The organism is Pseudonocardia kunmingensis (assembly GCF_006716445.1).
GTDB lineage: Bacteria > Actinomycetota > Actinomycetes > Mycobacteriales > Pseudonocardiaceae > Pseudonocardia > Pseudonocardia kunmingensis.
In genome coordinates, this window is the sequence record NZ_VFPA01000003.1 from 390,689 (window position 1) to 412,754 (window position 22,066).

Genomic DNA, 22,066 nt, shown 5'->3' on the forward strand with positions numbered 1-22,066 from the left:
ATCCGGGGGTGACTAGCGTGGGCGGCGTGGACGACACCGCCGATCCCCCCGGCAGCAGGCGCCGGATCCCGCCCGGACGCGGGTCCTCGCGCCCGCGGGCGCAGCGGGCCCGGGAGGTCGCCGACGTGCTGCGGCACCAGGTCGTCGGAGGCAGGTTCGCCGACGGCCTGCTGCCCGACGAGCACAGCCTGGGCAGGCAGTTCGACGCGTCGCGGAACGCGGTGCGGGAGGCCCTGCGACTGCTGCGCGACGAGGGCTTGGTCACCCGGCGGCGCGGGGTCGGCACCAGCGTGGTGCTGCCGAAGTACGGCCACGGCCTGGATCGGCTCGCCGGGCTGGCCGAGACGTTGGCCGGACACGGCACCATCACCAACCACGTCCGGTCCGCCCGGGTCGTGACCGAGCTCCCGCCGGCCATCGCCGAGCGGCTGCAGGTGCCACCGGGCGCGGGCGCGGTGCACATCGAGCGGCTGCGCATGCTGGACGACCTCCCGCTGTCCCTGGACTCGACCTACCTCACCGCTGACGTCGGACGCGGCGTCCTGCGCGGGGACCTGGCCGGGCGGGACGTGTTCTCGTTGATCGAGGAGACCGCCGACTGCCTGCTCGGGAGCGCGGAGGTGACGGTCCACGCGGTCAACGCCGACCCGGCCACGGCCGAGCTGCTGGAGGTTCCGGCGGGCGCCGCGGTGTTCGCCATCGAGCGGCTCACCCGCCTCCGCGACGGACGTCCGGTCGACGCCGAGTCGATCCGCATCCGCGCCGACCGCCTGGCGCTGCACGCCACGCTCCACCGGTGCTGATGGCCGAGCTGACGGTCCCGGTGCTGCTCCTGCTGGCGGTGTCGGGCCTGGTCGGGGGGATCGGCATCACCGCGGTGGGCCCCGGCGGGGTGCTGCCCACGATCGCGCTGTTCTCCCTCACCACCGCGTCCCCGTCGGTGGTGGCCGGCACCGCGATCGTCACCCACGTCGCCACCGGTGTGCTGGCCACCGCCGCCTACACCCGCTCCGGCCAGCTGCGCGATCCCGCGACCCGTCGCAGCGCGATGCTCCTCGCCGGGGCGGCCGTGTTCGGCACGCCGCTCGGGGTGCTGATCAACTCCGGGGTGTCCGAGCAGGTCTTCGGCCTGGTGCTCGGGGCCTTCGTGACGGTCGTGGCCGGGCTCGTGTGGTACCGCGAGCACCGCGCCCGGGTCGTGCCGGCGGCCCACCCGTCGGCGCCGCTCGTGGCCGTCATCGGGTTCGGCGTCGCCGTGGCCGCCGGGATCGTGGGCATCGGGGGCCCGATGCTCACGGTGCCGCTGCTGGTCGCCCTCGGCGTCCCGGTACTGGAGTCACTGGCGTCCGCCCAGGCCCAGTCGATCGTCATCGCCTGCGTCGGCACCGTCGGCTACCTGGTGCACGGAGCCATCGACTGGCCCCTCGCGGCCCTGGTCGGCATCCCCGAGCTGGCCGGCGTGCTGATCGGCTGGAAGATCGCCCACGCACTGCCGACCCGCAGCCTCAAGAACGCCTTGGTCGTCACCTTGCTGGCCCTCGCGCCCTACCTCGCCCTGCGCGGCTGACCAGGGCGTGGCCGATCAGGGCCGCGGCGGAGCCGGCGGGGCTGGTGCCGGCGTGCCACACCGCGCGCAGCCTCCGGGACAGGTCGATGCCCGCGATCGGCACCTCGACGAGGGCGCGCGTGGCGACGTCCGGGGCGACGACCAGCTCGCTCAGCAGCGCGGGGCCCGCACCGGCCAGCGCCGCGCTGCGGATGGCCGCGCTCGACCCGAGCTCCAGCAGCGGCCGGACGAGGCGCTCGCCGTGCGCGGCGACCGCCAGCTCCACGGTCTCCCGGGTCCCCGACCCCGCTTCCCGGCTGATCAGCGGCGTGCCGGCCAGCTGCGCGACGTCGATCGGTCGGCGTCGGCGTGCCCACGGGTGCGTCGGCGCCACCGCCAGCACCAGCCGGTCCCGGCCGACCTCCCGCGACCGCAACCCCCGCAGCGGGCCCGGCGACTCGATGAACCCGAGCTCGACGGCACGGTCGCGCACGAGGTCGCAGACCCGCGTCGAGTTCATGACCTGCAGCCCGACGCGCAGGTCGGGCTCGGCGCGACGGAGCTCGCCCAGCCATGCGGGCAGCAGGTGTTCCGCGACCGTCAGGCTCGCGGCGATGCGCAGGTGCGCTTCGCTCTCCTGGCGCAGCACCTCGACGCCCTCGACCAGGACGTTCAGCTCGTCGAGCACCCGCCGTGCCCACCCGGTGACGAGCTCGCCCGCGGCGGTCAGCGTCGAGCCCCGGCGGCTGCGGTCGAGCAGGCGCACCCCGAGCCTGCGCTCGAGCGCGGTCATCCGCTTGCTGGCGGCGGGCTGGCTCATCCCCGCCTCCTCCGCCGCCGCGGTCAGGCTCTCCCGGTCGGCGACCAGCACCAGCAGCTGCAGCGACGGGAGATCAGGTGGCCGGGACACGTCCCCAGGTTATGACGACACCCGCCTGGCATAGCCGTGGGTTATGACGTCAGGTCCGATCGACCGGTACCGGGCGGGCACGGGATCGACGACCGTCGTCGTCATGACCGCCACCGACGACACCACGGGCACCGGCAGCCGGATGCGCGAGGGCGCGCGGACCGTCCTGCCGGGCGTCCTGGCCGCCGCGGTCGGGACGGCCATCGCCTTCGGGGCGAACGTGCTGCTCCCGGCGGTCAGCGCGCTGACCGCCGCCGTGGTGCTGGGGGTCCTCGTCGGGCAGCTCCTGCCGGAGTCGACCCGCGCGGGTCTGCGCTGGGCGACGACGGTCTTCCTCCGGCTCGGGGTCGTGCTGCTCGGGCTCCAGCTCGGTCTGGGCGACGTCCTCGGCCTCGGTACCGCGACGGTGGTCGCCGTCGTCGTGACTGTGCTCCTCGCCTTCGCCGGAACCCTGCTGCTCGGCAGGCTCGTCGGCGTCTCCCCCGGACTGGCCCTGATGATCGCGACCGGCTTCTCCATCTGCGGGGCCTCGGCCATCGCCGCCATGGACAGCGTCACCGACACCGAGCGGGAGGACGTGGCCACGGCGATCACGCTGGTGACGCTCTACGGGAGCGCCGCGATCGCCCTGGTCCCGCTGATCGGGAGCTCCATGGGGATGAGCCCGCAACACCTCGGGGCCTGGGCGGGCGTGAGCGTCCACGAGGTCGCCCAGGTCGTGGCCGCGGCCTCACCCGCGGGCGCCGCCGCCGTCGGGGTCGCGGTGGTCGTGAAGCTGACCCGGGTCGTGCTGCTCGCGCCGATGGTCGCAGGCGTCAGCATCCTCGCCCGGCGGCGACGCGGCACCACCGGCGGCAGGCGCCCGCCCCTCGTCCCGCTGTTCGTCCTCGGCTTCCTCGCGACGATGCTGCTGCGCACCAGCGGGGTGGTGCCCCCGGGCGTGCTGTCGCTCGCCCAGCTCGCCACGACGCTGCTGTTCGCGGCCGCCCTCTTCGGCCTCGGCAGCGCCGTGCGGCTGGGCGCCCTCCTGCGCACCGGTCGCCGCGGCCTGGCCCTCGGCGCGCTCTCCACGGCACTCGTCGCGCTCACCGGGCTCGGCGCCCTCGCGCTCACCGGTGCCGTCTGAGCTGCAGGGCCTAGCGCCGCGACGCACCCGACGGCGTCATGAGCGCCACCAGCACCCCGAGCAGGACCACACCGGTGAAGATCAGCGATGCGTTGCTCGACGGGTCGGGGCTGTCGCCGACCACGTCCGGCGACGCGGCCTCGACCACGTAGAGCACGAGGAACACCAGCCCGATCACGAGCGCGGCCGGCTTCACCCAGCCGCCCCACCACGCGACCGCCAGCGCCCCGAGGCCGAGCACCAGGTGCACGACGTAGATCCACACCGGCCCGTCGCCGACCAGCTCGAGCACCCCGGCCACCACCAGCACGGCGCCGAGCCCGAGCAGGATCCACCGGGGCACCGACATCCGCTCGAGGCCACCTCGAGCAGCACCGCCCCGTTCCGGCCGCCCTGTCGTCACGTCCGCGGGGTCCCCCTCCCGTCGCGGCCCAAACGGCCCGCACGCCCGTCGGCGGACGGGCGACGAGCCGCCCACCGCAGTTCAGCCGATCGGGGGCGTTGACGCCGCCCCGGCGAGGACCCAAGGTCGAAGAGGCACGTCGACGAGCAGCGGCCCCACCCGACGAACCCGGAGCGGGCCGCCGGCCGTGCCACCGGTCACGAGTCTGCCGGTGGAGCGCCGCACCGCCGGCGACCCACGACACGAACGGGCTTTCCCGCCACGCTGCAACGCCCTGCCTCGACCTCACCTCCTCCCTTCCACACGAAGGCGTGCTGATGACCCACCGTTCACGGCTCGAGGTCGCCATCGACGACGCGAGCGGACGACTCCTCGCCACCGCCGCCATCGACCTGGCGGATCCCGTGGTCGCCAGGGCGGCGCTGCACATCGAGACGTGCCGCGTGCCTCCCGGCATCCGCGCCCGCCTCGTCGACGCCGTGCTGGACGTCCCCGAGGTCGCCGCCCGCCCGCACCTGCAGGTCGCCCTCCCGCTCGGGGACACCGAGATCCTCGATCGCGTGCGGGAGCGCTGCGAGTGCATCCAGACGCGCGCGGCGGGGGTCACCTGCCTCGTCGAGGCCGACATCCGGCCCGCGCGACCTGCGGGAACGGGCGGCCGCGCCGGAACCTGACCCCGACCCGACCCGCCGTCAGCCCGTGAGGGTTCCCGCGAGCGCGGCGTGGCGAGCCCTGCTCGGCTCGTTCATCCCGGTGATCGTGGCGGTCTTGCCGCGGGATGCGTACTTGGCCGTGATGGCGTCGAGCGCCGCGACGGTGGAGGCGTCCCAGACGTGCGCGGCGGAGAGGTCGATCACGACCGCGTCGGGGTCGTCGGCGTAGTCGAACCGGAAGACCAGGTCGTTGCTGGAGGCGAAGAACAACTGGCCGCTGACCCGGTAGATCTTCGTCGCGCCGTCCGGGTCGAGCACGCTGGTGACCTCGACGACGTGCGCCACCCGGCGGGCGAAGAGCACCATCGCGACGAGGACGCCGACGCCGACGCCGTAGGCCAGGTTGTGCGTCGCCACCGTGACCACGACGGTCGAGAGCATCACGGCCGTCTCGCTCTTCGGCATGCGCCGCAGCGTCCGGAGGCTGTGCCAGTCGAACGTCCCCACCGACACCATGACCATCACGGCGACGAGCGCGGCCATCGGGATCCGACCGACGAGGTCGCCCAGCGCGACGACCAGCACGAGCAGGAAGACACCGGCGAGGAACGTGGACAGCCGGGTCCGGGCTCCTGACGCCTTCACGTTGATCATCGTCTGGCCGATCATCGCGCAGCCGCCCATGCCGCCGAAGAACCCGGTGACGATGTTGGCGACCCCCTGGCCCCACGACTCGCGGGTCTTGTTCGAACGCGTGTCGGTGATGTCGTCCACCAGCTTCGCGGTCATCAGGGACTCGATCAGCCCGACCAGGGCCAGTGCCAGCGCGTACGGGGCGATGGTGCTCAGCGTCGCCCAGGTCAGCGGCACCGCGGGCAGCGCGAGCACGGGCAGGCTGTCCGGCAGCGCGCCCTGGTCGCCCACCGTCGGCACGGCCACCCCGGCGAACACGGTGAAGAGGGTCAGGCCGGTGATCGCCACCAGCGGGGCGGGCACCACCCGGGTCAGCCGCGGGAACCCGACGATCACGACCAGACCCACGGCCAGCAGCGCGTACACCGCCCACGGCACGCCCACGAGGTGGGGGACCTGGGAGAGGAAGATCAGGATCGCGAGCGCGTTGACGAACCCGACCATGACGCTGCGGGGCAGGAAGCGCATGAGCCTCGCGACGCCCGCCGCGGCGAGCACGACCTGGAACACCCCGCCGAGCACGACGGCCGCGACCAGGTGGTCGACGCCGTGTTCGCGCGCGAGCGGGGCGACGACGAGCGCGACCGCCCCCGTGGCCGCGCTGATCATGGCCGGGCGCCCGCCGGTCATCGCGATGGTCACCGCCATGGTGAACGAGGCGAACAGGCCGACCCGGGGGTCGACGCCGGCGATGATCGAGAACGCGATCGCCTCGGGGATCAGGGCGAGCGCGACGACGAGGCCGGCGAGCACCTCGGTCCGCAGCAGGCGGGGTGAGCTGAGCCAGGCGGGGCGGGTGGCACGGAGCGTGCGCAGAGCAGGGCGGGGCATCGCTTCTTCCGAGGAGGGGCGCGGGAGCGGAGCCACGCACGTCGGGGCTCGACCACCCGAACCTACCTTGACAAGCGGGAAGAGTTGCCGGGTATGTGATCGCCGCGACGGTGGTTGCTGAAGCTGCGCTGAGAGAGATCAACTCTCCCGCCACGTAAGGGTTAAGGTGCGACGACGCGGGGACGGCACGACGACCTCGCTCCGCCCGACGGGGTGAGCCCACCGACGTCCGATCGGCCCAGGAGCACGATGAGAACGCTGCGGGACACCTTCGATCCGCGCGCCAACAGCTTCGACGTCCTGCGTCTGCTGTTCGCCGGGACCGTCGCCGTCAGCCACGGGCTGGTGCTCCACACCGGCTGGCAGCCCCGGTGGGGCGCGTCGACCCTGGGCGACTTCGGCCTCGACGGGTTCTTCATCCTCAGCGGCTTCCTGGTGACCCGCAGCTACCTGAACCTCGCCTCGCTCCCGCGGTTCGCCTGGCACCGGTTCCTGCGGATCATGCCCGGCTTCTGGGTCTGCCTGCTGGTCATAGCGCTGGTGGCGGCGCCGGCCGCGGCGCTCCTGCGCGGCCTACCGGCCGGCACGCCGTTCACCGGCGAACCGTCCGCGATCCGCTACGTGCTCGCCAACGCGGGGCTGCTGATCGTGCAGTACGACATCGCCGGCATCCTCGTCGACCGCCCCCGCGAGCTGAGCTTCAACGGCGCGCTGTGGACGCTGTTCTTCGAAGCGTTCTGCTACACCGTCGTCGCCGCACTCGGCGTCCTCGGCGTGCTGCGCCGCCGGCGATGGGTGGTGGCCGGCATCGTCGCGGTCCTCGCCGTGCTGACCGCGCTGCAGGAGGCGGGGCTGCCGGTCTGGGTCAACGAGCGGGTCCTGCGACTGCTCTTCGTGTTCCTCCTGGGCTCGCTCGCCCACCTCTACGCCGACCGCATCCCGATGCGCGGCAGCATCGCGGCGGCAGCGGCGGCGGTCTTCCTCGGCAGCGTGGCCGTGTTCCACGACTACCGGGTGCTCGGCGCGGCCCCACTCGCCTACCTCATCGCCTGGTCGGGAACCTGCTTCCCCTGGCCGTGGTCGATGCGCGCCGACTTCTCCTACGGCGTCTACATCTACCACTGGCCGCTGTTCCAGCTCCTCGGCCTCACCGGCCTCGCGGCGGCGCCCTCACCGCTGTTCGTCCTGGTCGGGCTGGTCCTCGTCGTCGTCCCTGCGGCGCTGTCGTGGTACCTGATCGAGAAGCCCGCGCTGAGCCGCAAGCACAGCGCCCTCCCCGACCGGATCGCCGGATGGACGGCACGAGCCGGGCGCCGCGCCGTGGTCAGGCGGTCTCGTCGCGCGGGGCCGGGACCAGCACCAGCGGGCACGTCACGTGGTGGACGCAGCGCTGCGCGACCGAACCGGTGAGCGCACCGCCGATGACGCCGTGGCCGTGGTTGCCCAGTACCAGCAGATCGGCCTCGCCGGCCTCCTCCAGCAGCACGGTGACGGCATCCCCGCGCGTCACCCGCCGCTCCACCGACTGCCGCTCGGCGGCCGGTACCGCCGTGATCGCCTCGGTGAGCCAGGCCTCCGCGGCGGCGGTGAACTGCTCGTCGTCGAGCATGCTCTGCGCCGCCAGCCCGCCGGCGATCTCCGCTCCGCTGCCCACCACCGGCGTCGGCTCGCTGACCGCGACCGCGAGCACCCGCGCTCCGCGCCCCCGGGCGTAGTCGACCGCCCAGCGCAGCGCCGTGACACCCGCGGCCGTGCCGTCGACCCCGACGACGACCCGCTCCCGGCGCCCGCCGCCCTGATCACCACGCCCCGCATCGCCGTACGGGGTCGCGTCGTCCGCCTGCCCCCTGGTCACCGTCACCCGTGACCCTCCTCGATCCGGTCCTCGCGCTGGCGCGCCTTCCCGGGCATACCCGCTGCGGCGCCGGTGCACCCGGCGGCGCGGCTGCTCGGACGGGCGGTGCGGGACAGGGCCGTTGACAGGGACAGCGGCCTGAGTACCGTCATTTCCGGTGTGCCGGGAAGTCTGGTCGGCGTCCTGTCGGCGCGTCCGGATGGAGCACACCCGTGGAAGCCACCTCGTCCGACCTGCTCGCGTGCCGTGAGGTGTCGGCGCGCTACCCCGACCGCCACCGGCAGGAGTGCCGGCCCGCGCGCGAGTCGGTCCGATGAGCGGCGAGCGCGCCACCGCGGTCGTCGAGCTCGCCGTGGCCGACGATGTCGAGCTCGTCGGCGGCAAGGCCGCCGGCCTGGGCCGGATGATCAGGGCGGGCGAGCGGGTGCCCGCGGGCTTCTGCGTCACGGCCGCCGCGCACGACCGTGCGCTCGCGGCGTCCGGGGTGCTCGACGAGGACCTGCGCCGCGAGATCGTGCAGGCCTACGAGCAGCTGGGTGCGGGGCCGGTCGCAGTCCGTTCCAGCGCCACGGCGGAGGACCTGCCGGACGCCAGCTTCGCGGGCCAGCACGAGACGCTGCTGAACGTCCGCGGCGCCGACGAGCTGGTCGACGCGGTGCGGCGGTGCTGGGGTTCGCTCGACGAGCCGCGCGCACGCGCGTACCGCGAGGCCGCCGGGATCGCGGAGGGCTCGGTGCGGATGGCCGTGGTGGTGCAGCGCATGGTCGACCCGGCCGCCGCAGGCGTGCTGTTCACCGCCAACCCCATCACGGGGTGCCGGACCGAGATGGTCGTCGACGCCGTGGCCGGTCTCGGGGACGTGGTCGTCGACGGCAGCGCCCCCGCCGACCACTATGTCGTCAACGGACGGGAGCCGCTCATGCCGGCAGGCGGCTGCCTCGACGCGGCCCGGCTGTCGCAGCTGCGCGCCGCGGGCGAGCGGCTGCAGCGCAGCGCAGGCGCGCCCCAGGACGTCGAGTGGGCCTTCGACCGCGACGAGACGCTGTGGCTGCTCCAGTCCCGCCCGATCACCACCTTGTTCCCGCTGCCTCGATCGGACCGCCCGGGCCCGCGGGTCTACATGGAGGGCGGCCACATGCAGGGCATGCTGCGCCCCTTCACCCCGATGGGGATGGCGGCCATGCGGGCCGCCATGGCCGACTACCTGGAGACCGTGGGCGTCCCGGCCGATCCGTTCATCGGTCACCCCGGGCTGATCGACGTGGCCGGGCGCATGTACCTCGACCTCACCGCCTTCGCCCGCTCGAAGGCGTTCCGCTCGCGGCTGCCCGGAAGCATGGAGCTCTACGGACCGCGCGTCTCCGGCGCGATGCGGTGGGTCCTGGACGACCCGCGGTTCGCCCCCGTGCCCGGCCGGCCCTACCGGCTGCGGACCGTGCTCCCCGCGGCGCTCCGGCTGGCGCCGGGCATGCTCGCCGGGTTCGTCGGCGCCGCCGTCGCACCGGTCCGGGCCCGCGAGCGGGCGATACGCGCCACGGCGGCGATACGGCGGCGATCGCGGCCGCCGGAGGCCCTGACGAGCACGAACGACCGGCTGCGCTTCGCGATGACGACGATGCGGGTGTTCCTCGGCCCCGGGATGCGGGAGATGCTGCCGCCGATCTGGGCCGCCCTGTTCACCCGGGTGGGCGCGGTCGCCCTGCTCGGGGGCATCGCCACCGAGAGCGAGGTCGACGAGACGCTGCGCGGGATGCCGCACAACGTGACCACCGAGATGGACCTGGCCCTGTGGCAGCTGGCGACGGCCGCGGCCGAGCACCGCGACCTGCTGCTGCACACGCCGCCGCCCGAGCTCGCCGCCCGCTACCTCGCCGGGGAGCTGCCCGAGATCGGGCTCGGCGGGTTCCTGCAGCGCTACGGGCACCGCGGTGCGGCCGAGATCGACGTCGGCGTGCCCCGCTGGGCCGAGGACCCGGCGCCGGTGTTCGCGGCGATCGCGGGCTACCTGCGGGTCACCGACCCGGATCAGGCACCGGACCGGCGCTTCGCCCGGGCAGCCGGGGAGGCGGAGGCGAAGATCGACGAGCTGGTCCGCAGGGGCCGCCGCACCCGCCCGGTCCGGGCGCGGCTCGCAGGCGTGCTGCTGCGCCGGGCCCGTGCGATCGCCGGGCTGCGCGAGCTGCCCAAGTTCGCCTGGCTCTACACGTTCGCCGCGATGCGCGAGCAACTGCTCGCCGCCGGCGCCGAACTCACCGAGCGCGGGTTGCTGGAGCGCGCCGACGACATCATGTTCCTCAACTTCCGCGAGGCCTTCGCCGCCGTCGACGGCGCCGACATGCGTGCGCTGGTGATCGAGCGCCGGGCCGAGTACGCGCGGGAGATGCGCCGACGCCGCGTCCCGGGACTGCTGCTGTCCGACGGCACCGACCCGGAGACTCTCGTGCCTCGCGCCCCGGCCTCCGACGGCACGCTGACCGGCCTGGCGGCCGCGGCGGGCACCGCCACCGGACGGGCCCGGGTGATCCTCGACCCGGCGAACGCCCGCGTGGAGCCGGGCGAGATCCTCGTCGCCCCGACCACCGACCCCGGCTGGACGCCGCTGTTCCTGACCGCGGCGGGCCTTGTCACCGAGACCGGATCGCCGATGGCCCACGGCCCCACGGTCGCGCGCGAGTACGGCATCCCGGCGGTCATCTGCGTGCCGGACGCGACCCAGCTGATCGAGACCGGTCAGCTCGTCACGGTGGACGGCGCCGCGGGCACGGTCGCGGTCCAGGCCGAGCGGCAGCCGGGATGAGGGTGCTGGTACTGGCGCACGGCCAGCCGGTCTGGGTGCCGACCCCTGACTTCCGCAACCCGATGCCGGCCCTGCCACTGCCCGCGCGCTGAACCGGGCGTCCTACCGGTCGACAAGCTGCTGCTGCGTCCGTTCGGCGGGATCGCGGACGCCGCGCTGGACCGCCTTCCTCGAGGCGGGCGAACCGCCGATCTGCATCGGCTTCGGCAGCATGGCCGGCGCCGCGACCCGCACGGCGACGCACGACCCGACGATGGCCCGGAACGCCGAACGCCTCGGCGCCCTCGCCCGTGAGGAAGGCGGTGCGGCGTCGGCTGTCGCGATCCTCGGATCCGTGCACGCCGGCGCGGCACGGTGAGCCCGGGACCGGGGAACGTGGTCAGGTCAGTGATTGCGCCTGGGTCTCTGCTGCGGATCGATCCATTTCGGTGGTATGAACTCCGGCCGCCCGTCCCGCATCCGGACCGTCCACCCGGAATGGTGGATCAACCGATGGTGCGCCTTGCACAACATCGCCAGGTTGCACAACACGGTGTGGCCGTCGTGTTCCCATTCGAGGATGTGGTGGATTTCGCACCAGGCAGGCGGACGATCACACCCCGGGTGGGCGCAACCCCGGTCCCGGGCGGTGACCGCACGGCGCAACCCGTCCGGGATCACCCGGGTGGAGCGGCCCACATCGAGGGGCTGTCCGGCGCCGTTCATGACGATCGGGACGACGGCGGCATCGCAGGCCAGCATCCGCAGTGACTCGGGGGTGAGGGTGCCGCCGAAGTCCAGCATCGCCGACCGGGCCCGCTGCTCCAGGTCCTCCAGTCGGATGATGACGTTCAACTGCGGGCGGCGCCCGCCGGTCTCGGGCAGGGTGTCGGCCTCGCCGTGGGCGAGGACGTAGCCGCAGGCGTCGGCGAGTGCTTCGGCCTGGCGTTGTGCGGTGGGACGCTGGTCATCCTTGCCGAGCGGCTTCGAGTTCGCGTCGATGACGGTGGCGATGGCGTCGAACATGGCGGCGTCGTCGATCTGGCCGGTGATCTTCCCGCCGGATCCGCTGCGGTTGCGGCGCAGGTGCAGTGTGTTGACCGGGGCGGGTGGGGTGTCGTCGGGTTCGGGGCCGTCGTCGTCGAGGGCTTCGATCAGTTGGGTGCCGAGGTTGCGTAGTTGGGTGGGCCGGTACTGGCCGGCCAGGGCGGCGAGTTGTTCTTCCAGCCCGCCGCGTTGGGCGTCGGTGAGCCGCCCCGCCGCCGGGGTGTTCAGCAGGCCGGCGATGACCTCGACGTGGCGCAGGCCGGCTTGTCCGGCGGCGAACGCCTTCGCGGTGGCCGGCAGCCGGGCAGGGAGCACGGTGCCGTCCAGCCCGATCTGCTCGCACGCCTGCTCCGCGGCGACGACCCGGCGGTGGGCCTCGAACCGGTCACACCCGAGCAGGTCGGTCAACGCCCCGGTGGTGTCCCGATACCCGCGATCGGTGAAGGTCCCCCGCCGTTGCAGGGCGGCGGTGGTAGCGACGGTCAGGTGCTCCAGCTGCCGTGACAGTCCTTCGCTGACCGTCAGCACCGACAACAACTCGGGATCCGAGGCCAGGCCGGATTCCGCGGCCTGCCGCAATTCGTCCAACGCCTCCTGGAGGTGCTGGTGCGCGGCGGCGACTGCGGACATACCCTGAGTTTAGCCGAACATGTTTTCGAATGCAGGTGGCGTTCGGGTGGTTTGCGTTTGCGATAGCGAACGCTGCGGCCGGTGTGGCGGGTCGGTTGTGGAACTGCTGATTATGTGGGGTCGCGCCGGTGTCGCGGGCGTCCGGCAGGTCGTGAAACCCTTTGTGGGCGGGCCGTTCCCGGCTCGAGGCCACTGCCTTCCGCGTCGACCCGGGTCTTCGGCGCAGTCGGCCGGTTCGGCTCGACCCCGCCCGTCGGCGAGATGGCCGGGTTGGTGCAACTGCCGAATATCGTGGCCGGTCGGGCGGCCGTCCCCGACATGGCCCAGGCCCGTCTGGACGAGTCCGTCCCTGCCGGGTGGGTGGGCACCTGGCTGTGGTCCCGTTGCACCCCGCCCTGGTGATCATCGGATGGCTTCGGGGCCGTCCAGGCGCTCTTGATCGGCGGAAACGGGACATGTGCGTGTTGCCCAATCGTGAGGCTCCGCTGCAGGCTCCCACCGGACGAACGGCACTTTCGTCGGTACCTAGCCGACGAAAGTGCCGTTCGTCATGCGAATCCCGTTTCCGGAGACCATTAAGTCGGTCGCCCCATCGCGCGACCGGGGCCAGTCGGCAGCAGGATCTGGGTGCGGCGGCTCCGGTTCGCTGATCAAGGCCGTTTCGGAGGGGTTCTTGAACGAGACCACAGTCGGTTGAGAGCGACGGTCTCGTCGTGGACCGGCCGGGGCCCGGTCGGGGACGGCCGCCCGGGCGGCCACGATATTCGGTAGTTGTGCCAACCGGGCCGCCCTCGGCTCCGGGGATCGGTCGGGCGCCGGGGCGACTGCGGCTGACGCCTGGACGCGGGGTGGGGCAGCTGGTCCAGAGCCGGGAACGGCGCGCCCACCGCAACCCGCGCCGCGCGGCAGGAACCCCTCGGCAGGAGCGCGCGCGGTGCTCGCGAACCCCGTGTCCTCGCACGCACCCCGACTCGTCCCACGCCACCCGTCGACGGCGGCGCAGAAGGGGTGCGTCGGTGGTCGCAGCCCGGCCGCTGCACGGACCGATGAACACCAGTGGGCCACCGCACGACCGAACAAGAGCGCCGCTCGTCGGCGAGGGCCGGGCACGGCTCCAGCCGCATTCCGAGGCGCCGCCCGCCTCGCTCGGCGCGTCCGCGTCGGCGGCCGTGTTCTCGTCGGTGTCCTCGGCGTCGCCTTCGCCGGTGTCACCACCGCCGTCACCGGCAATGCGCTTGCCGGCGTCGCTGCTCTCGTCCTTGCGCCCGTTCCGGAGGTGCCTGGCCTGGGGCGCGCTCCGCCCATAGACTCCAGTCCTCGATGACCGACACCTGGGACACGATCGCGGACTGGTACGCCGATCTCGTCCATCACGGGTCAGCGATGCATCGATTCGCCCGTGAGGTGCTGCTCGATGCGCTGCCCGCAGACATGAGTGGGCTGCGGGTGCTCGACGTGGGTTGCGGTGAAGGGTTGATCAGCCGCGCGACCGCGGGTCGGGGCGCGCAGGTGGTCGGGGTGGATCCGACGGCGCGCCTGATCGAGCGGGCGCGGGCAATCGAGAGAACGGCAGCCACCGGCGCGACGTACCGCGTCGACGACGGGTGCACCCTGGCGACCGTCGCCGAGGGCTGGGCGGACTGGGTGACCGCCGGCCTTTCGCTCAACAACGTTCCGGATCTCGGTGCGGCCATCGCCTCGGTCCGGCGTGCACTGGTCTCGGGAGGCCAGCTGGCGTTCACGGTGCCCCATCCGAAAGCGGGATTCGCATGACGAACGGCACTTTCGTCGGCTAGGTACCGACGAAAGTGCCGTTCGTCCGGGTGGGGGCGCCGGCGTCACACCCGGAAGCGGTAGCCCATGCCCGCCTCGGTGAGCAGGTGTTGCGGGTGGGCCGGGTCGGGTTCGAGCTTGCGGCGCAGCTGCGCGAGGTAGACGCGCAGGTAGCTCGTCTCCTTGCGTTCGGCCGGACCCCAGGCCTGCTGCAGGAGCTGCTGGCGGCTGACGAGCTTGCCCCGGTTGCGCACGAGCAGCTCGAGGATGCCCCACTCGGTGGGCGTGAGGTGCACGTCGCGGCCCGACCGGCGGACGATCTTCGCCGGCAGGTCGATGGTGAGCTCGCCCGCCTCGATCGGCTCGTGCTCGTTCTCGGGGACGGTGGACGCGCGGCGGACGGCGGCGCGCAACCGCGCCATGAGCTCGTCGAGGCCGAACGGCTTGGTGACGTAGTCGTCGGCGCCGCGGTCGAGGGCGCGCACCTTGTCCCCGGAGTCGGTGCGCGCGGACAGCACGATGATCGGCACGTTCGTGGAGGCGCGCAGCTCGGTGATGACGTCCGCGCCGTCGAGGTCCGGGAGGCCGAGGTCGAGGACGACGGCGTCGATGTCCTCGCCCTGGGCCGCGGCGCGCAGGGCGGAACGGCCGTCGGCGGCGGTGCGGACCTGGTAGCCCCGGGCGGTCAGGTGGATCCGCAAGGCCCGCAGCAGCTGGGTGTCGTCGTCGACGACGAGGACGGTGGTCACGACGTCAGCTCGGCGAGCGGCGCGGCGGGCAGGCTGACCACGACGGTGAGGCCGCCGCCGGGGGTGTCCTCGGCGGTGAGGGAGCCGCCCATGGCGGCGGTGAAGCCGCGCGCGACGCTGAGCCCCAGCCCCAGCCCGCCGTGGTCGCGGTCGCCCAGCCGCTGGAACGGGGCGAACAGCCGGCCGGAGTCCGCGACGGGCACGCCGGGCCCGCAGTCGACGATGCGCAGCTCGACGAGGTCGGCGTGGGCACTCGCGCGCAGGACCACCGGGGACCCGCGGCCGTGGCGCAGGGCGTTGTCGACGACGTTGGCGATGACGCGTTCCAGCAGGCCCGGATCGGCGAGGACCTCCGGCACGCGTTCGTCGATCTCGAGCCGCACCCGGTCGGCCCCGTCGAGCCCGCGCAGGGCCAGGATCGCGACCTCGTCGTAGCCGACGGGACGCAGGTCAGGGGTGACCGCGCCGGTGGCGATCCGGGACGAGTCGAGCAGGTTGTTGACCAGGCCGGTGAGGCGGTCCGCCGACTCCTCGATGGTCTCGGCCAGCTCCCGCCGGTCGGCGGGCGAGAGGTGGATGCCGTCGTCGCGCAGGCTGCCCGCCGCCGCCTTGATCGAGGTCAGGGGGGTGCGCAGGTCGTGCCCGACGGCCGAGAGCAGCGCGCTCCGCAGCTCCACCGCATCCGCCCGGCGTCGGGCCTCGGCGGCCTCGGCCGCGATCTGCTGGTTGCGCAGGGCGAGCAGCGCCTGCCCGGCGACCGCCTCGAGCAATCGTCGGTCGGCCGCCGGCAACGTGCGTCCGCGCCCGACCAGGTGGACGTCCGGTTCGACCGCGACGTCGACGTCGGCCTGCTCGGGACGCGCGCAGTCCGGTGGGCCGGAGCACGCGGAGACGCTCCAGTCCCCGTCGTGGCGTTGCAGGATCGCCACCGTCGTCAGGCCGAAGGACTCGCGCACCTTCTCGAGCAGCCGGGGCAGCGGCTCGGGGCGGGTGAGCACGGTCCGGGAGAACGAGGCGAGCAACGCCGCCTCGGCCTGTGCCGCCGCGGCCTGCGCGGCGCGCCGGGCGGCTCGGTCGACGACGAGGGCGACGAGGACGGCGGTGAGCACCATCGCGACCAGCGTGATCACGTTCTCGCGCTCGGCGATGGTGAACGTGTGCAGCGGCGGGGTGAGGAAGAAGTTGAGCAGCACCGCCCCGGCGACCGCGGCGAGCAGGGCGGGGCCGAGCCCGCCGACCAGCGCCACCACCACCGTGACCAGGAAGAACAGCACGACGTCGGTGGAGAGCCCCACGACGTCGCGGCCGGCCACGCCGAGCACCGTGGCGAGCACCGGGAGCACGACGCCCAGCGCCCAGCCGACCGCGCGGCGGGTGAGGGGGACGGAGTTGAAGCGGCGGGGCAGCCGCAGGCCCCGCCCGGCCGCGGGGTGGGTGACCATGTGGACGTCGATCGGTCCGGAGTCCTGCACGACGCGCGAGCCGATCCCCTCGTCGACGGAACGGGCGAACCGGGATCGGCGCGACGTGCCGACCACGAGCTGCGTGGCGTCGACCCCGCGGGCGAAGTCCAGCAGGGCGGCAGGGACGTCGTCACCGACGACGGTGTGGAAGGAGGCACCGACGTCCTCGGCGAGCCGCCGCAGCCCCGCCAGCGCGCCCGCGGTGGCGCCGGCGAGCCCGTCACCGCGCAGGACGTGCACGGCGAACAGCTCCGCCGATCCCGACCGTTTCGCGATGCGCGCGGCGCGCCGCAGCACCGTCTCGCTCTCCGCGCCACCGGTCAGCGCCACGACGACCCGCTCACGGGTCTCCCAGATGTCGGTGATGCGCTGGTCGACCCGGTAGCGGTGCAGCGCGACCTCGACCTGGTCGGCCACCCACAGCAGCGCCAGCTCGCGCAGCGCCGTGAGGTTGCGCGGCTGGAAGTAGTTGGCCATGGCCGCGTCGACCTTCTCCGGGGCGTACACGTTGCCGTGGGCGAGGCGGCGGCGCAGCGCCTCGGGCGTGATGTCGACCAGCTCCACCTGCCCCGCCCGCCGCACCACCTCATCGGGCACCGTCTCCCGCTGGCGCACCCCGGTGATCCGCTCGATCACGTCGCCCAGCGACGCGAGGTGCTGGACGTTGAGGGTCGTCAGCACGGTGATGCCGGCGTCGAGGAGTTCCTCGACGTCCTGCCAGCGCTTCGGGTTGCGGGAGCCGGCGATGTTGGTGTGCGCCAGCTCGTCGATGAGCACGACCTGGGGCGCGCGGGCCAGCACGGCGTCGACGTCGAGGTCGGTGAGCGTCACCCCGCGGTGGGCGAGCTCGCGCCGCGGGATGGCCTCCAGCCCGTCGAGCAGCGCGGCCGTCTTCGCCCGGCCGTGGGTCTCGACGAGACCCACGACCACGTCGGTGCCGCGTTCCGCGCGCCGGCGGGCCTCGCCGAGCATGGCGTAGGTCTTCCCGACTCCCGGCGCCGCCCCGAGGTAGATCCGCAGCTCACCGCGCTTGCCCACGCCCACCATCCTCCACCCGCGCGCGCTCCCCGCCGCTCACCGCTCCGCGGCGACGGCGAGGTTCAGCCCCGTGACGTCGACCGCGGGCGCGCCGAGCACACCGAGCGGCCGCCCGTGCGTGCTCGCAGCGACCAGCTCGCGCACCCGCTCCTCGCCCAGGCCGGTCACCCGGGCCACCCGCGGCACCTGCAGGGCGGCGTAGTCCGGGCTGATGCCGGGGTCGACACCGGACGCGGACGCGGTGACGGCGTCGGCGGGGACCTGGTCGGGCCGCACGCCCTCCCGCTGCGCGATCAGGGTGCGCCGTTGCTCGACGCTCGCCAGGAGGTCCTCGGAGAACCCGCCCTGGTTCGACCCGCCGGACGTGGACGGGTCACCCGGGCCGAGGACGTCCTCGGCCGACGCCGAGGGCCGGGTGTGGAAGTAGGGGTCGGCGGCGGGATCGGCAGCGACCGGGTCGATCCCGATGAGCGACGATCCGACCGGCGTCCCGCCGGGACCGGTGACGACGGAGCCCTCGGCGTGGTGGGCGAGCCCCGGCAGGTGGGCCACGCCCCAGACGGAGAGCGGGTAGCCGATCCCGAGCAGGACCGTGAGCGCGACCAGCATCCGCAGCGCGGCCGCGGACTGTCGGGTGAGCAGGCTGAACATCTCTCAGATCCCCGGGACGAGTCGGACGAGCAGGTCGATGAGGAAGATCCCGGCGAACGGCGTGACCACGCCGCCGACGCCGAAGACCAGCAGGTTGCGCCGCAGCAGCCGCGCCGCCGTCGTCGGCCGGTACCGCACGCCGCGCAGGGCCAGCGGGACGAGCGCGACGATGACCAGCGCGTTGAACACCACCGCGGACAGGATCGCCGACTCCGGGCTGGCGAGGCGCATGATGTTGAGCGCGTCCAGCTGCGGGTACACGACCGCGAACATCGCGGGCAGGATCGCGAAGTACTTGGCCAGGTCGTTGGCCACGCTGAAGGTCGTCAACGCGCCCCGGGTGATCAGCAGCTGCTTCCCGATCTCGACGATGTCGATCAGCTTCGTCGGGTCGGAGTCGAGGTCGACCATGTTGCCGGCCTCCTTGGCCGCGGCCGTCCCGGTGTTCATCGCGACGCCGACGTCGGCCTGCGCGAGGGCCGGCGCGTCGTTGGTGCCGTCACCGGTCATCGCGACGAGCCGCCCGCCCTCCTGCTCCTTGCGGATGAGCGCCATCTTGTCCTCGGGCGTGGCCTCGGCGAGGTGGTCGTCCACGCCGACGTCGGCGGCGATCGCCCGGGCCGTCAGCGGGTTGTCCCCCGTGATCATCACGGTGCGGATGCCCATCGCGCGCAGCTCGGCGAACCGCTCGCGCATCCCGGGTTTGACCACGTCGGAGAGCTGGACCACCCCGAGGACCCGCGCGGTCGCCCCGGCGCGCTCGGCGACCACGAGCGGGGTCCCGCCCTCCGCAGCGATCCGCTCGACGGTCGCCGCGACCTCGGCCGACAGGCCGGCACCGTCCGGGGACACCCACGCCGCGACGGCGGAGCCCGCGCCCTTGCGGACGCTGCGACCCGCGACGTCGAGCCCCGACATCCGGGTCTGCGCGGTGAACGGCACGAACTCCGCGGCCGCCTCGTCGGGGGTCGCCTCCGGCGGCAGCCCGTGCTCGCGCGCGCACAGCTCGACGATGCTGCGCCCCTCCGGCGTCTGGTCGGCGAGGCTGGACAGCCGCGCGGCTGCCGCGAGCCCGGCGAGGCTCGTCCCGGGAGCGGGCAGGAGCGCCGTGGCCCGCCGGTTGCCGAAGGTGATCGTGCCGGTCTTGTCCAGCAGCAGGGTGTCGACGTCACCGGCGGCCTCCACGGCGCGCCCCGAGGTGGCGAGCACGTTGCGCTGCACGAGCCGGTCCATCCCGGCGATGCCGATCGCGGACAGCAACGCGCCGATCGTGGTCGGGATCAGGCAGACCAGCAGCGCGGTCAGCACGATCAGCGACTGCTCCGCCCCGGAGTAACCGGCCATGGGCTGCAACGCCACGACGGCGAGCAGGAAGATGATCGTCAGGGTGGACAGCAGGATCGTCAGCGCGATTTCGTTGGGGGTCTTCTGCCGCTGCGCCCCCTCCACCAGCGCGATCATCCGGTCGACGAAGGACTCCCCCGGCGCGGTGGTGATCTGCACGACGATGCGGTCCGACAGCACCGTGGTGCCGCCGGTCACCGACGACCGGTCGCCGCCGGACTCGCGGATCACCGGCGCGGACTCCCCGGTGATGGCCGACTCGTCGACGGTCGCGATGCCCTCGACGACGTCGCCGTCGCCGGGGATGACCTCACCGGCCTCCACGACGACCCGGTCGCCGATCCGCAGCGCCGTCCCCGGCACCTGCTCCTCGGAGCCGTCGGATGAGATCCTGCGGGCGCAGGTCTCGGTCCGGGTGCGGCGCAGGCTGTCGGCCTGGGCCTTCCCCCGGCCCTCGGCGACCGCCTCGGCGAGGCCCGCGAACAGGACGGTGATCCACAGCCACGCGGCGATGAGCCAGGCGAACGCGCTCGCCTCGCCGCGGACCGTCTCGCCGACCGCGAGACCGGTGACGAGCACCGAGCCGACCCAGACGACGAACATGACGGGGTTGCGCAGCTGCACCCGCGGGTCGAGCTTGCGCAGCGCGTCCGGCAGTGCCTGCCAGAGCTGGCGCGGGGAGAACGCGCCGCCTGCCACCGCGCGCCCGGTGCGCTGCGCGTGCAGCTCGCGGCGTTCGGGGATGGAGCGGTCGAGGGTGGGGGTGGTCATGCGAGAGCCTCCGCGAGAGGGCCGAGGGCCAGCGCCGGGAAGAAGGTCAGCGCGGCGACGAGGACGACGGTGCCGCCGACGAGCACGCCGAAGAGGGGCCCGTTCGTCGGGAGGGTGCCTGCGCCGGGCTCGACGCGCTTCTGCGCGGCGAGCGAGCCGGCCAGTGCGAGCACGGCGAGGATGGGGACGAACCGGCCGAACAGCATGGCCAGCCCGAGCGTCGACTGGAAGAACGGGCTGGTGACGGTCAGTCCCGCGAAGGCGCTGCCGTTGTTGTTCCCCGCCGACGCGTAGGCGTAGAGGACCTCCGACAGCCCGTGCGCGCCGGAGTTGGTCAGCGCGGCGTCCAGCTCGGCGGGCTGCGCGAGGGCGGCCCCGGTACCGAGCAGGACGACCGCGGGCATCGCGAGGATCGCGATCGCGGCGGCGGTGATCTGGGTGCGGCCTAGCTTCTTGCCCAGGTACTCCGGGGTGCGCCCGACCATGAGCCCGGCGAGGAAGACCGCGATGACGGCGAGGACGAGGATGCCGTAGAGCCCGGCGCCGACCCCGCCCGGCGCGACCTCGCCGAGCAGCATGTTCAGCAACGCCACCCCGCCGCCGAGCCCGGTGTAGCTGTCGTGCATCGAGTTCACCGCGCCGGTCGAGGTCCCGGTCGTGGACACCGCGAACAGGACCGACGACGGGATGCCGAACCGGACCTCCTTGCCCTCCATCGCCGCCCCGGCCAGCTGCGCGGCCGGCCCGTTCGGGTGCGCCTCGGCCCACCAGGCGACGGCGAGCATCCCCGCCCAGATCGAGCCCATCACCGCGACGAGGACGTGGCCCTGGCGGGTGTCGCGCACCAGCACCCCGAACGCGCGGGTCAGGCACACCGGGATCACCAGCAGCAGGAAGATCTCCAGCAGGTTCGAGAGGCCGTTCGGGTTCTCGAACGGGTGGGCGGAGTTGGCGTTGACGATGCCGCCGCCGTTCGTCCCGAGCTCCTTGATCGCCTCCTGGGACGCGGTCGGGGCCAGCGCGATGGTGCTCTGCTGCCCGTCGACGCCGGTGACGTCGACCCCGGCGCGCAGGCTCATCGTGACGCCGAGCGCGACCAGCACGATCGCGGCCACGAACGAGACGGGCAGCAGCACCCGGACGACACCGCGCACGAGGTCGACCCAGAAGTTGCCGATCCGGTCGCTCCCGGCGCGGGCGAACCCGCGCACCAGCGCCACCGCGACGGCCATGCCGACCGCGGCGGAGACGAAGTTCTGCACGGTCAGCCCGGTCATCTGCACCAGGTGGCCCATGACCGTCTCCGGCACGTAGGACTGCCAGTTCGTGTTGGTCACGAACGACACCGCGGTGTTGAACGCGATCCCGGGTTCCACCGCGCCCCGCCCGAGGTTCAGCGGGAGCAGGCCCTGCAGGCGTTGGAGCAGGTAGAGCAGGACGATCGACAGGAACGAGAACGCCAGCACCGCGCCGGCGTAGCCGGTCCAGCGCTGCTCGGAGTCGGGGTCCACGCGGACCACCCGGTACACGGCGCGCTCGATCCGCCAGTGCCGCTCGCTCGAGTACACCGCGGCGAGGTAGTTCCCGAACGGCACGTACACGGCGGCGAGGAGCGCCAGCAGGACGCCGAGCTGCAGCAGCCCGGCCATCGTGGGGGACATCAGAACTTCTCCGGTCGGACGAGCGCGACGAGCAGGTAGACGATCAGCGCGAGGGCGAGCAGCCCGCCGATCAGGTTCTCGACGTTCACAGGCGCTGCAGCCCCCGCAGCGTCAGCACCAGCAGGGCGAACCCGCCGGTGAGCAGC

At 73.5% G+C, this 22,066-nt stretch carries 19 protein-coding genes; 8 read left to right on the top strand and 11 right to left on the bottom strand.

What is annotated here, in order from left to right; all coding sequences use genetic code 11:
- Window positions 1-26 precede the first annotated feature (26 nt).
- Entirely contained in the window at window positions 27-803 is a 777-nt protein-coding gene (locus tag FB558_RS24780; protein WP_211366824.1) for a GntR family transcriptional regulator, read from the top strand.
- Window positions 803-1,567 carry a sulfite exporter TauE/SafE family protein gene (locus FB558_RS24785; RefSeq protein WP_142059043.1) on the top strand — a complete coding sequence of 255 codons (765 nt, stop codon included), beginning with the start codon at window positions 803-805 and terminating at the stop codon, window positions 1,565-1,567. The genes FB558_RS24780 and FB558_RS24785 overlap by 1 nt, the downstream gene beginning before the upstream one ends.
- Here FB558_RS24785 and FB558_RS24790 read toward each other — a convergent pair.
- The gene (locus FB558_RS24790) at window positions 1,524-2,456 is read right to left on the bottom strand and encodes a LysR family transcriptional regulator (RefSeq protein WP_142057336.1); all 933 of its coding nucleotides are present in this window, start codon (window positions 2,454-2,456) and stop codon (window positions 1,524-1,526) included. The two genes, FB558_RS24785 and FB558_RS24790, sit on opposite strands and share 44 nt — an antisense overlap.
- 142 nt (window positions 2,457-2,598) lie before the next feature.
- Between FB558_RS24790 and FB558_RS24795 the strand changes: the two genes are divergently transcribed.
- Window positions 2,599-3,582 carry a YeiH family protein gene (locus FB558_RS24795; RefSeq protein ID WP_211366927.1) on the top strand — a complete coding sequence of 328 codons (984 nt, stop codon included), beginning with the start codon at window positions 2,599-2,601 and terminating at the stop codon, window positions 3,580-3,582.
- Window positions 3,583-3,592: 10 nt separating this feature from the next.
- Here the strand turns inward: FB558_RS24795 and FB558_RS24800 are convergent, their stop codons facing one another.
- Complete coding sequence (locus tag FB558_RS24800) at window positions 3,593-3,931, bottom strand: DUF4175 domain-containing protein (RefSeq protein WP_142057340.1); 339 nt, start codon at window positions 3,929-3,931, stop codon at window positions 3,593-3,595.
- Between the two features lie 371 nt (window positions 3,932-4,302).
- On the opposite strand from FB558_RS24800, the gene FB558_RS24805 reads away from it, so the two are divergent.
- Window positions 4,303-4,659, top strand: a complete 357-nt coding sequence (locus FB558_RS24805) for a hypothetical protein (RefSeq protein WP_142057342.1) — start codon at window positions 4,303-4,305, stop codon at window positions 4,657-4,659.
- Window positions 4,660-4,677: 18 nt separating this feature from the next.
- Here FB558_RS24805 and FB558_RS24810 read toward each other — a convergent pair whose 3' ends face one another.
- Window positions 4,678-6,162 (bottom strand): SulP family inorganic anion transporter, encoded by a 1,485-nt coding sequence (locus tag FB558_RS24810; protein ID WP_142057344.1) that lies wholly within the window; start codon window positions 6,160-6,162, stop codon window positions 4,678-4,680.
- Between the two features lie 249 nt (window positions 6,163-6,411).
- On the opposite strand from FB558_RS24810, the gene FB558_RS24815 reads away from it, so the two are divergent.
- Window positions 6,412-7,572 carry an acyltransferase family protein gene (locus FB558_RS24815; protein ID WP_142057346.1) on the top strand — a complete coding sequence of 387 codons (1,161 nt, stop codon included), beginning with the start codon at window positions 6,412-6,414 and terminating at the stop codon, window positions 7,570-7,572.
- On the opposite strand, the gene FB558_RS24820 is transcribed toward FB558_RS24815, so the two are convergent.
- Window positions 7,487-8,023, bottom strand: coding sequence for a universal stress protein (locus FB558_RS24820; RefSeq protein ID WP_246106730.1), 537 nt, complete (start codon window positions 8,021-8,023; stop codon window positions 7,487-7,489). The genes FB558_RS24815 and FB558_RS24820 overlap by 86 nt on opposite strands.
- 307 nt (window positions 8,024-8,330) lie before the next feature.
- On the opposite strand from FB558_RS24820, the gene FB558_RS24825 reads away from it, so the two are divergent.
- Entirely contained in the window at window positions 8,331-10,814 is a 2,484-nt protein-coding gene (locus FB558_RS24825) for a PEP/pyruvate-binding domain-containing protein (RefSeq protein WP_142057348.1), read from the top strand.
- 211 nt (window positions 10,815-11,025) lie between these two features.
- Complete coding sequence (locus FB558_RS43395; RefSeq protein ID WP_170231517.1) at window positions 11,026-11,172, top strand: hypothetical protein; 147 nt, start codon at window positions 11,026-11,028, stop codon at window positions 11,170-11,172.
- 26 nt (window positions 11,173-11,198) lie between these two features.
- On the opposite strand, the gene FB558_RS24830 is transcribed toward FB558_RS43395, so the two are convergent.
- Window positions 11,199-12,470 carry an HNH endonuclease signature motif containing protein gene (locus FB558_RS24830; RefSeq protein ID WP_142057350.1) on the bottom strand — a complete coding sequence of 424 codons (1,272 nt, stop codon included), beginning with the start codon at window positions 12,468-12,470 and terminating at the stop codon, window positions 11,199-11,201.
- A gap of 1,320 nt (window positions 12,471-13,790) precedes the next feature.
- Here FB558_RS24830 and FB558_RS24835 point away from each other — a divergent pair.
- Complete coding sequence (locus FB558_RS24835; RefSeq protein ID WP_142057352.1) at window positions 13,791-14,243, top strand: class I SAM-dependent methyltransferase; 453 nt, start codon at window positions 13,791-13,793, stop codon at window positions 14,241-14,243.
- A 65-nt stretch (window positions 14,244-14,308) separates the two neighbouring features.
- On the opposite strand, the gene FB558_RS24840 is transcribed toward FB558_RS24835, so the two are convergent.
- Genes FB558_RS24840 through kdpF form a run of 6 tightly spaced genes read right to left on the bottom strand, consistent with a single transcriptional unit; the run spans window position 14,309 to window position 22,009 of the window.
- Entirely contained in the window at window positions 14,309-14,992 is a 684-nt protein-coding gene (locus tag FB558_RS24840) for a response regulator (RefSeq protein ID WP_142057354.1), read from the bottom strand.
- Entirely contained in the window at window positions 14,989-17,502 is a 2,514-nt protein-coding gene (locus FB558_RS24845; RefSeq protein WP_142057356.1) for a sensor histidine kinase, read from the bottom strand. Before FB558_RS24845 ends, FB558_RS24840 begins: the two co-directional genes overlap by 4 nt.
- A gap of 27 nt (window positions 17,503-17,529) precedes the next feature.
- On the bottom strand, window positions 17,530-18,144 hold the full coding sequence (locus FB558_RS24850; protein WP_142057358.1) for a potassium-transporting ATPase subunit C: 615 nt from the start codon (window positions 18,142-18,144) through the stop codon (window positions 17,530-17,532).
- 3 nt (window positions 18,145-18,147) lie between these two features.
- Window positions 18,148-20,259 (bottom strand): potassium-transporting ATPase subunit KdpB, encoded by a 2,112-nt coding sequence (gene kdpB / locus FB558_RS24855; RefSeq protein ID WP_142057360.1) that lies wholly within the window; start codon window positions 20,257-20,259, stop codon window positions 18,148-18,150.
- Complete coding sequence (gene kdpA / locus FB558_RS24860) at window positions 20,256-21,920, bottom strand: potassium-transporting ATPase subunit KdpA (protein WP_142057362.1); 1,665 nt, start codon at window positions 21,918-21,920, stop codon at window positions 20,256-20,258. Before kdpA ends, kdpB begins: the two co-directional genes overlap by 4 nt.
- On the bottom strand, window positions 21,920-22,009 hold the full coding sequence (gene kdpF / locus FB558_RS24865; protein ID WP_142057364.1) for a K(+)-transporting ATPase subunit F: 90 nt from the start codon (window positions 22,007-22,009) through the stop codon (window positions 21,920-21,922). The genes kdpA and kdpF overlap by 1 nt, the downstream gene beginning before the upstream one ends.
- Window positions 22,010-22,066: the final 57 nt, after the last annotated feature.

Bases quoted from the DNA above. Each gene is read 5' to 3' on its own strand.
- FB558_RS24785 (WP_142059043.1), top strand. From the start codon at position 803: ATGGCCGAGCTGACGGTCCCGGTGCTGCTCCTGCTGGCGGTGTCGGGC.
- FB558_RS24795 (WP_211366927.1), top strand. From the start codon at position 2,599: ATGCGCGAGGGCGCGCGGACCGTCCTGCCGGGCGTCCTGGCCGCCGCG.
- FB558_RS24800 (WP_142057340.1), bottom strand. From the start codon at position 3,931: ATGTCGGTGCCCCGGTGGATCCTGCTCGGGCTCGGCGCCGTGCTGGTG.
- FB558_RS24805 (WP_142057342.1), top strand. From the start codon at position 4,303: ATGACCCACCGTTCACGGCTCGAGGTCGCCATCGACGACGCGAGCGGA.
- FB558_RS24810 (WP_142057344.1), bottom strand. From the start codon at position 6,162: ATGCCCCGCCCTGCTCTGCGCACGCTCCGTGCCACCCGCCCCGCCTGG.
- FB558_RS24815 (WP_142057346.1), top strand. From the start codon at position 6,412: ATGAGAACGCTGCGGGACACCTTCGATCCGCGCGCCAACAGCTTCGAC.
- FB558_RS24825 (WP_142057348.1), top strand. From the start codon at position 8,331: ATGAGCGGCGAGCGCGCCACCGCGGTCGTCGAGCTCGCCGTGGCCGAC.
- FB558_RS43395 (WP_170231517.1), top strand. From the start codon at position 11,026: ATGGCCGGCGCCGCGACCCGCACGGCGACGCACGACCCGACGATGGCC.
- FB558_RS24830 (WP_142057350.1), bottom strand. From the start codon at position 12,470: ATGTCCGCAGTCGCCGCCGCGCACCAGCACCTCCAGGAGGCGTTGGAC.
- FB558_RS24835 (WP_142057352.1), top strand. From the start codon at position 13,791: ATGACCGACACCTGGGACACGATCGCGGACTGGTACGCCGATCTCGTC.
- FB558_RS24845 (WP_142057356.1), bottom strand. From the start codon at position 17,502: ATGGTGGGCGTGGGCAAGCGCGGTGAGCTGCGGATCTACCTCGGGGCG.
- FB558_RS24850 (WP_142057358.1), bottom strand. From the start codon at position 18,144: ATGTTCAGCCTGCTCACCCGACAGTCCGCGGCCGCGCTGCGGATGCTG.
- kdpB (WP_142057360.1), bottom strand. From the start codon at position 20,259: ATGACCACCCCCACCCTCGACCGCTCCATCCCCGAACGCCGCGAGCTG.
- kdpA (WP_142057362.1), bottom strand. From the start codon at position 21,920: ATGTCCCCCACGATGGCCGGGCTGCTGCAGCTCGGCGTCCTGCTGGCG.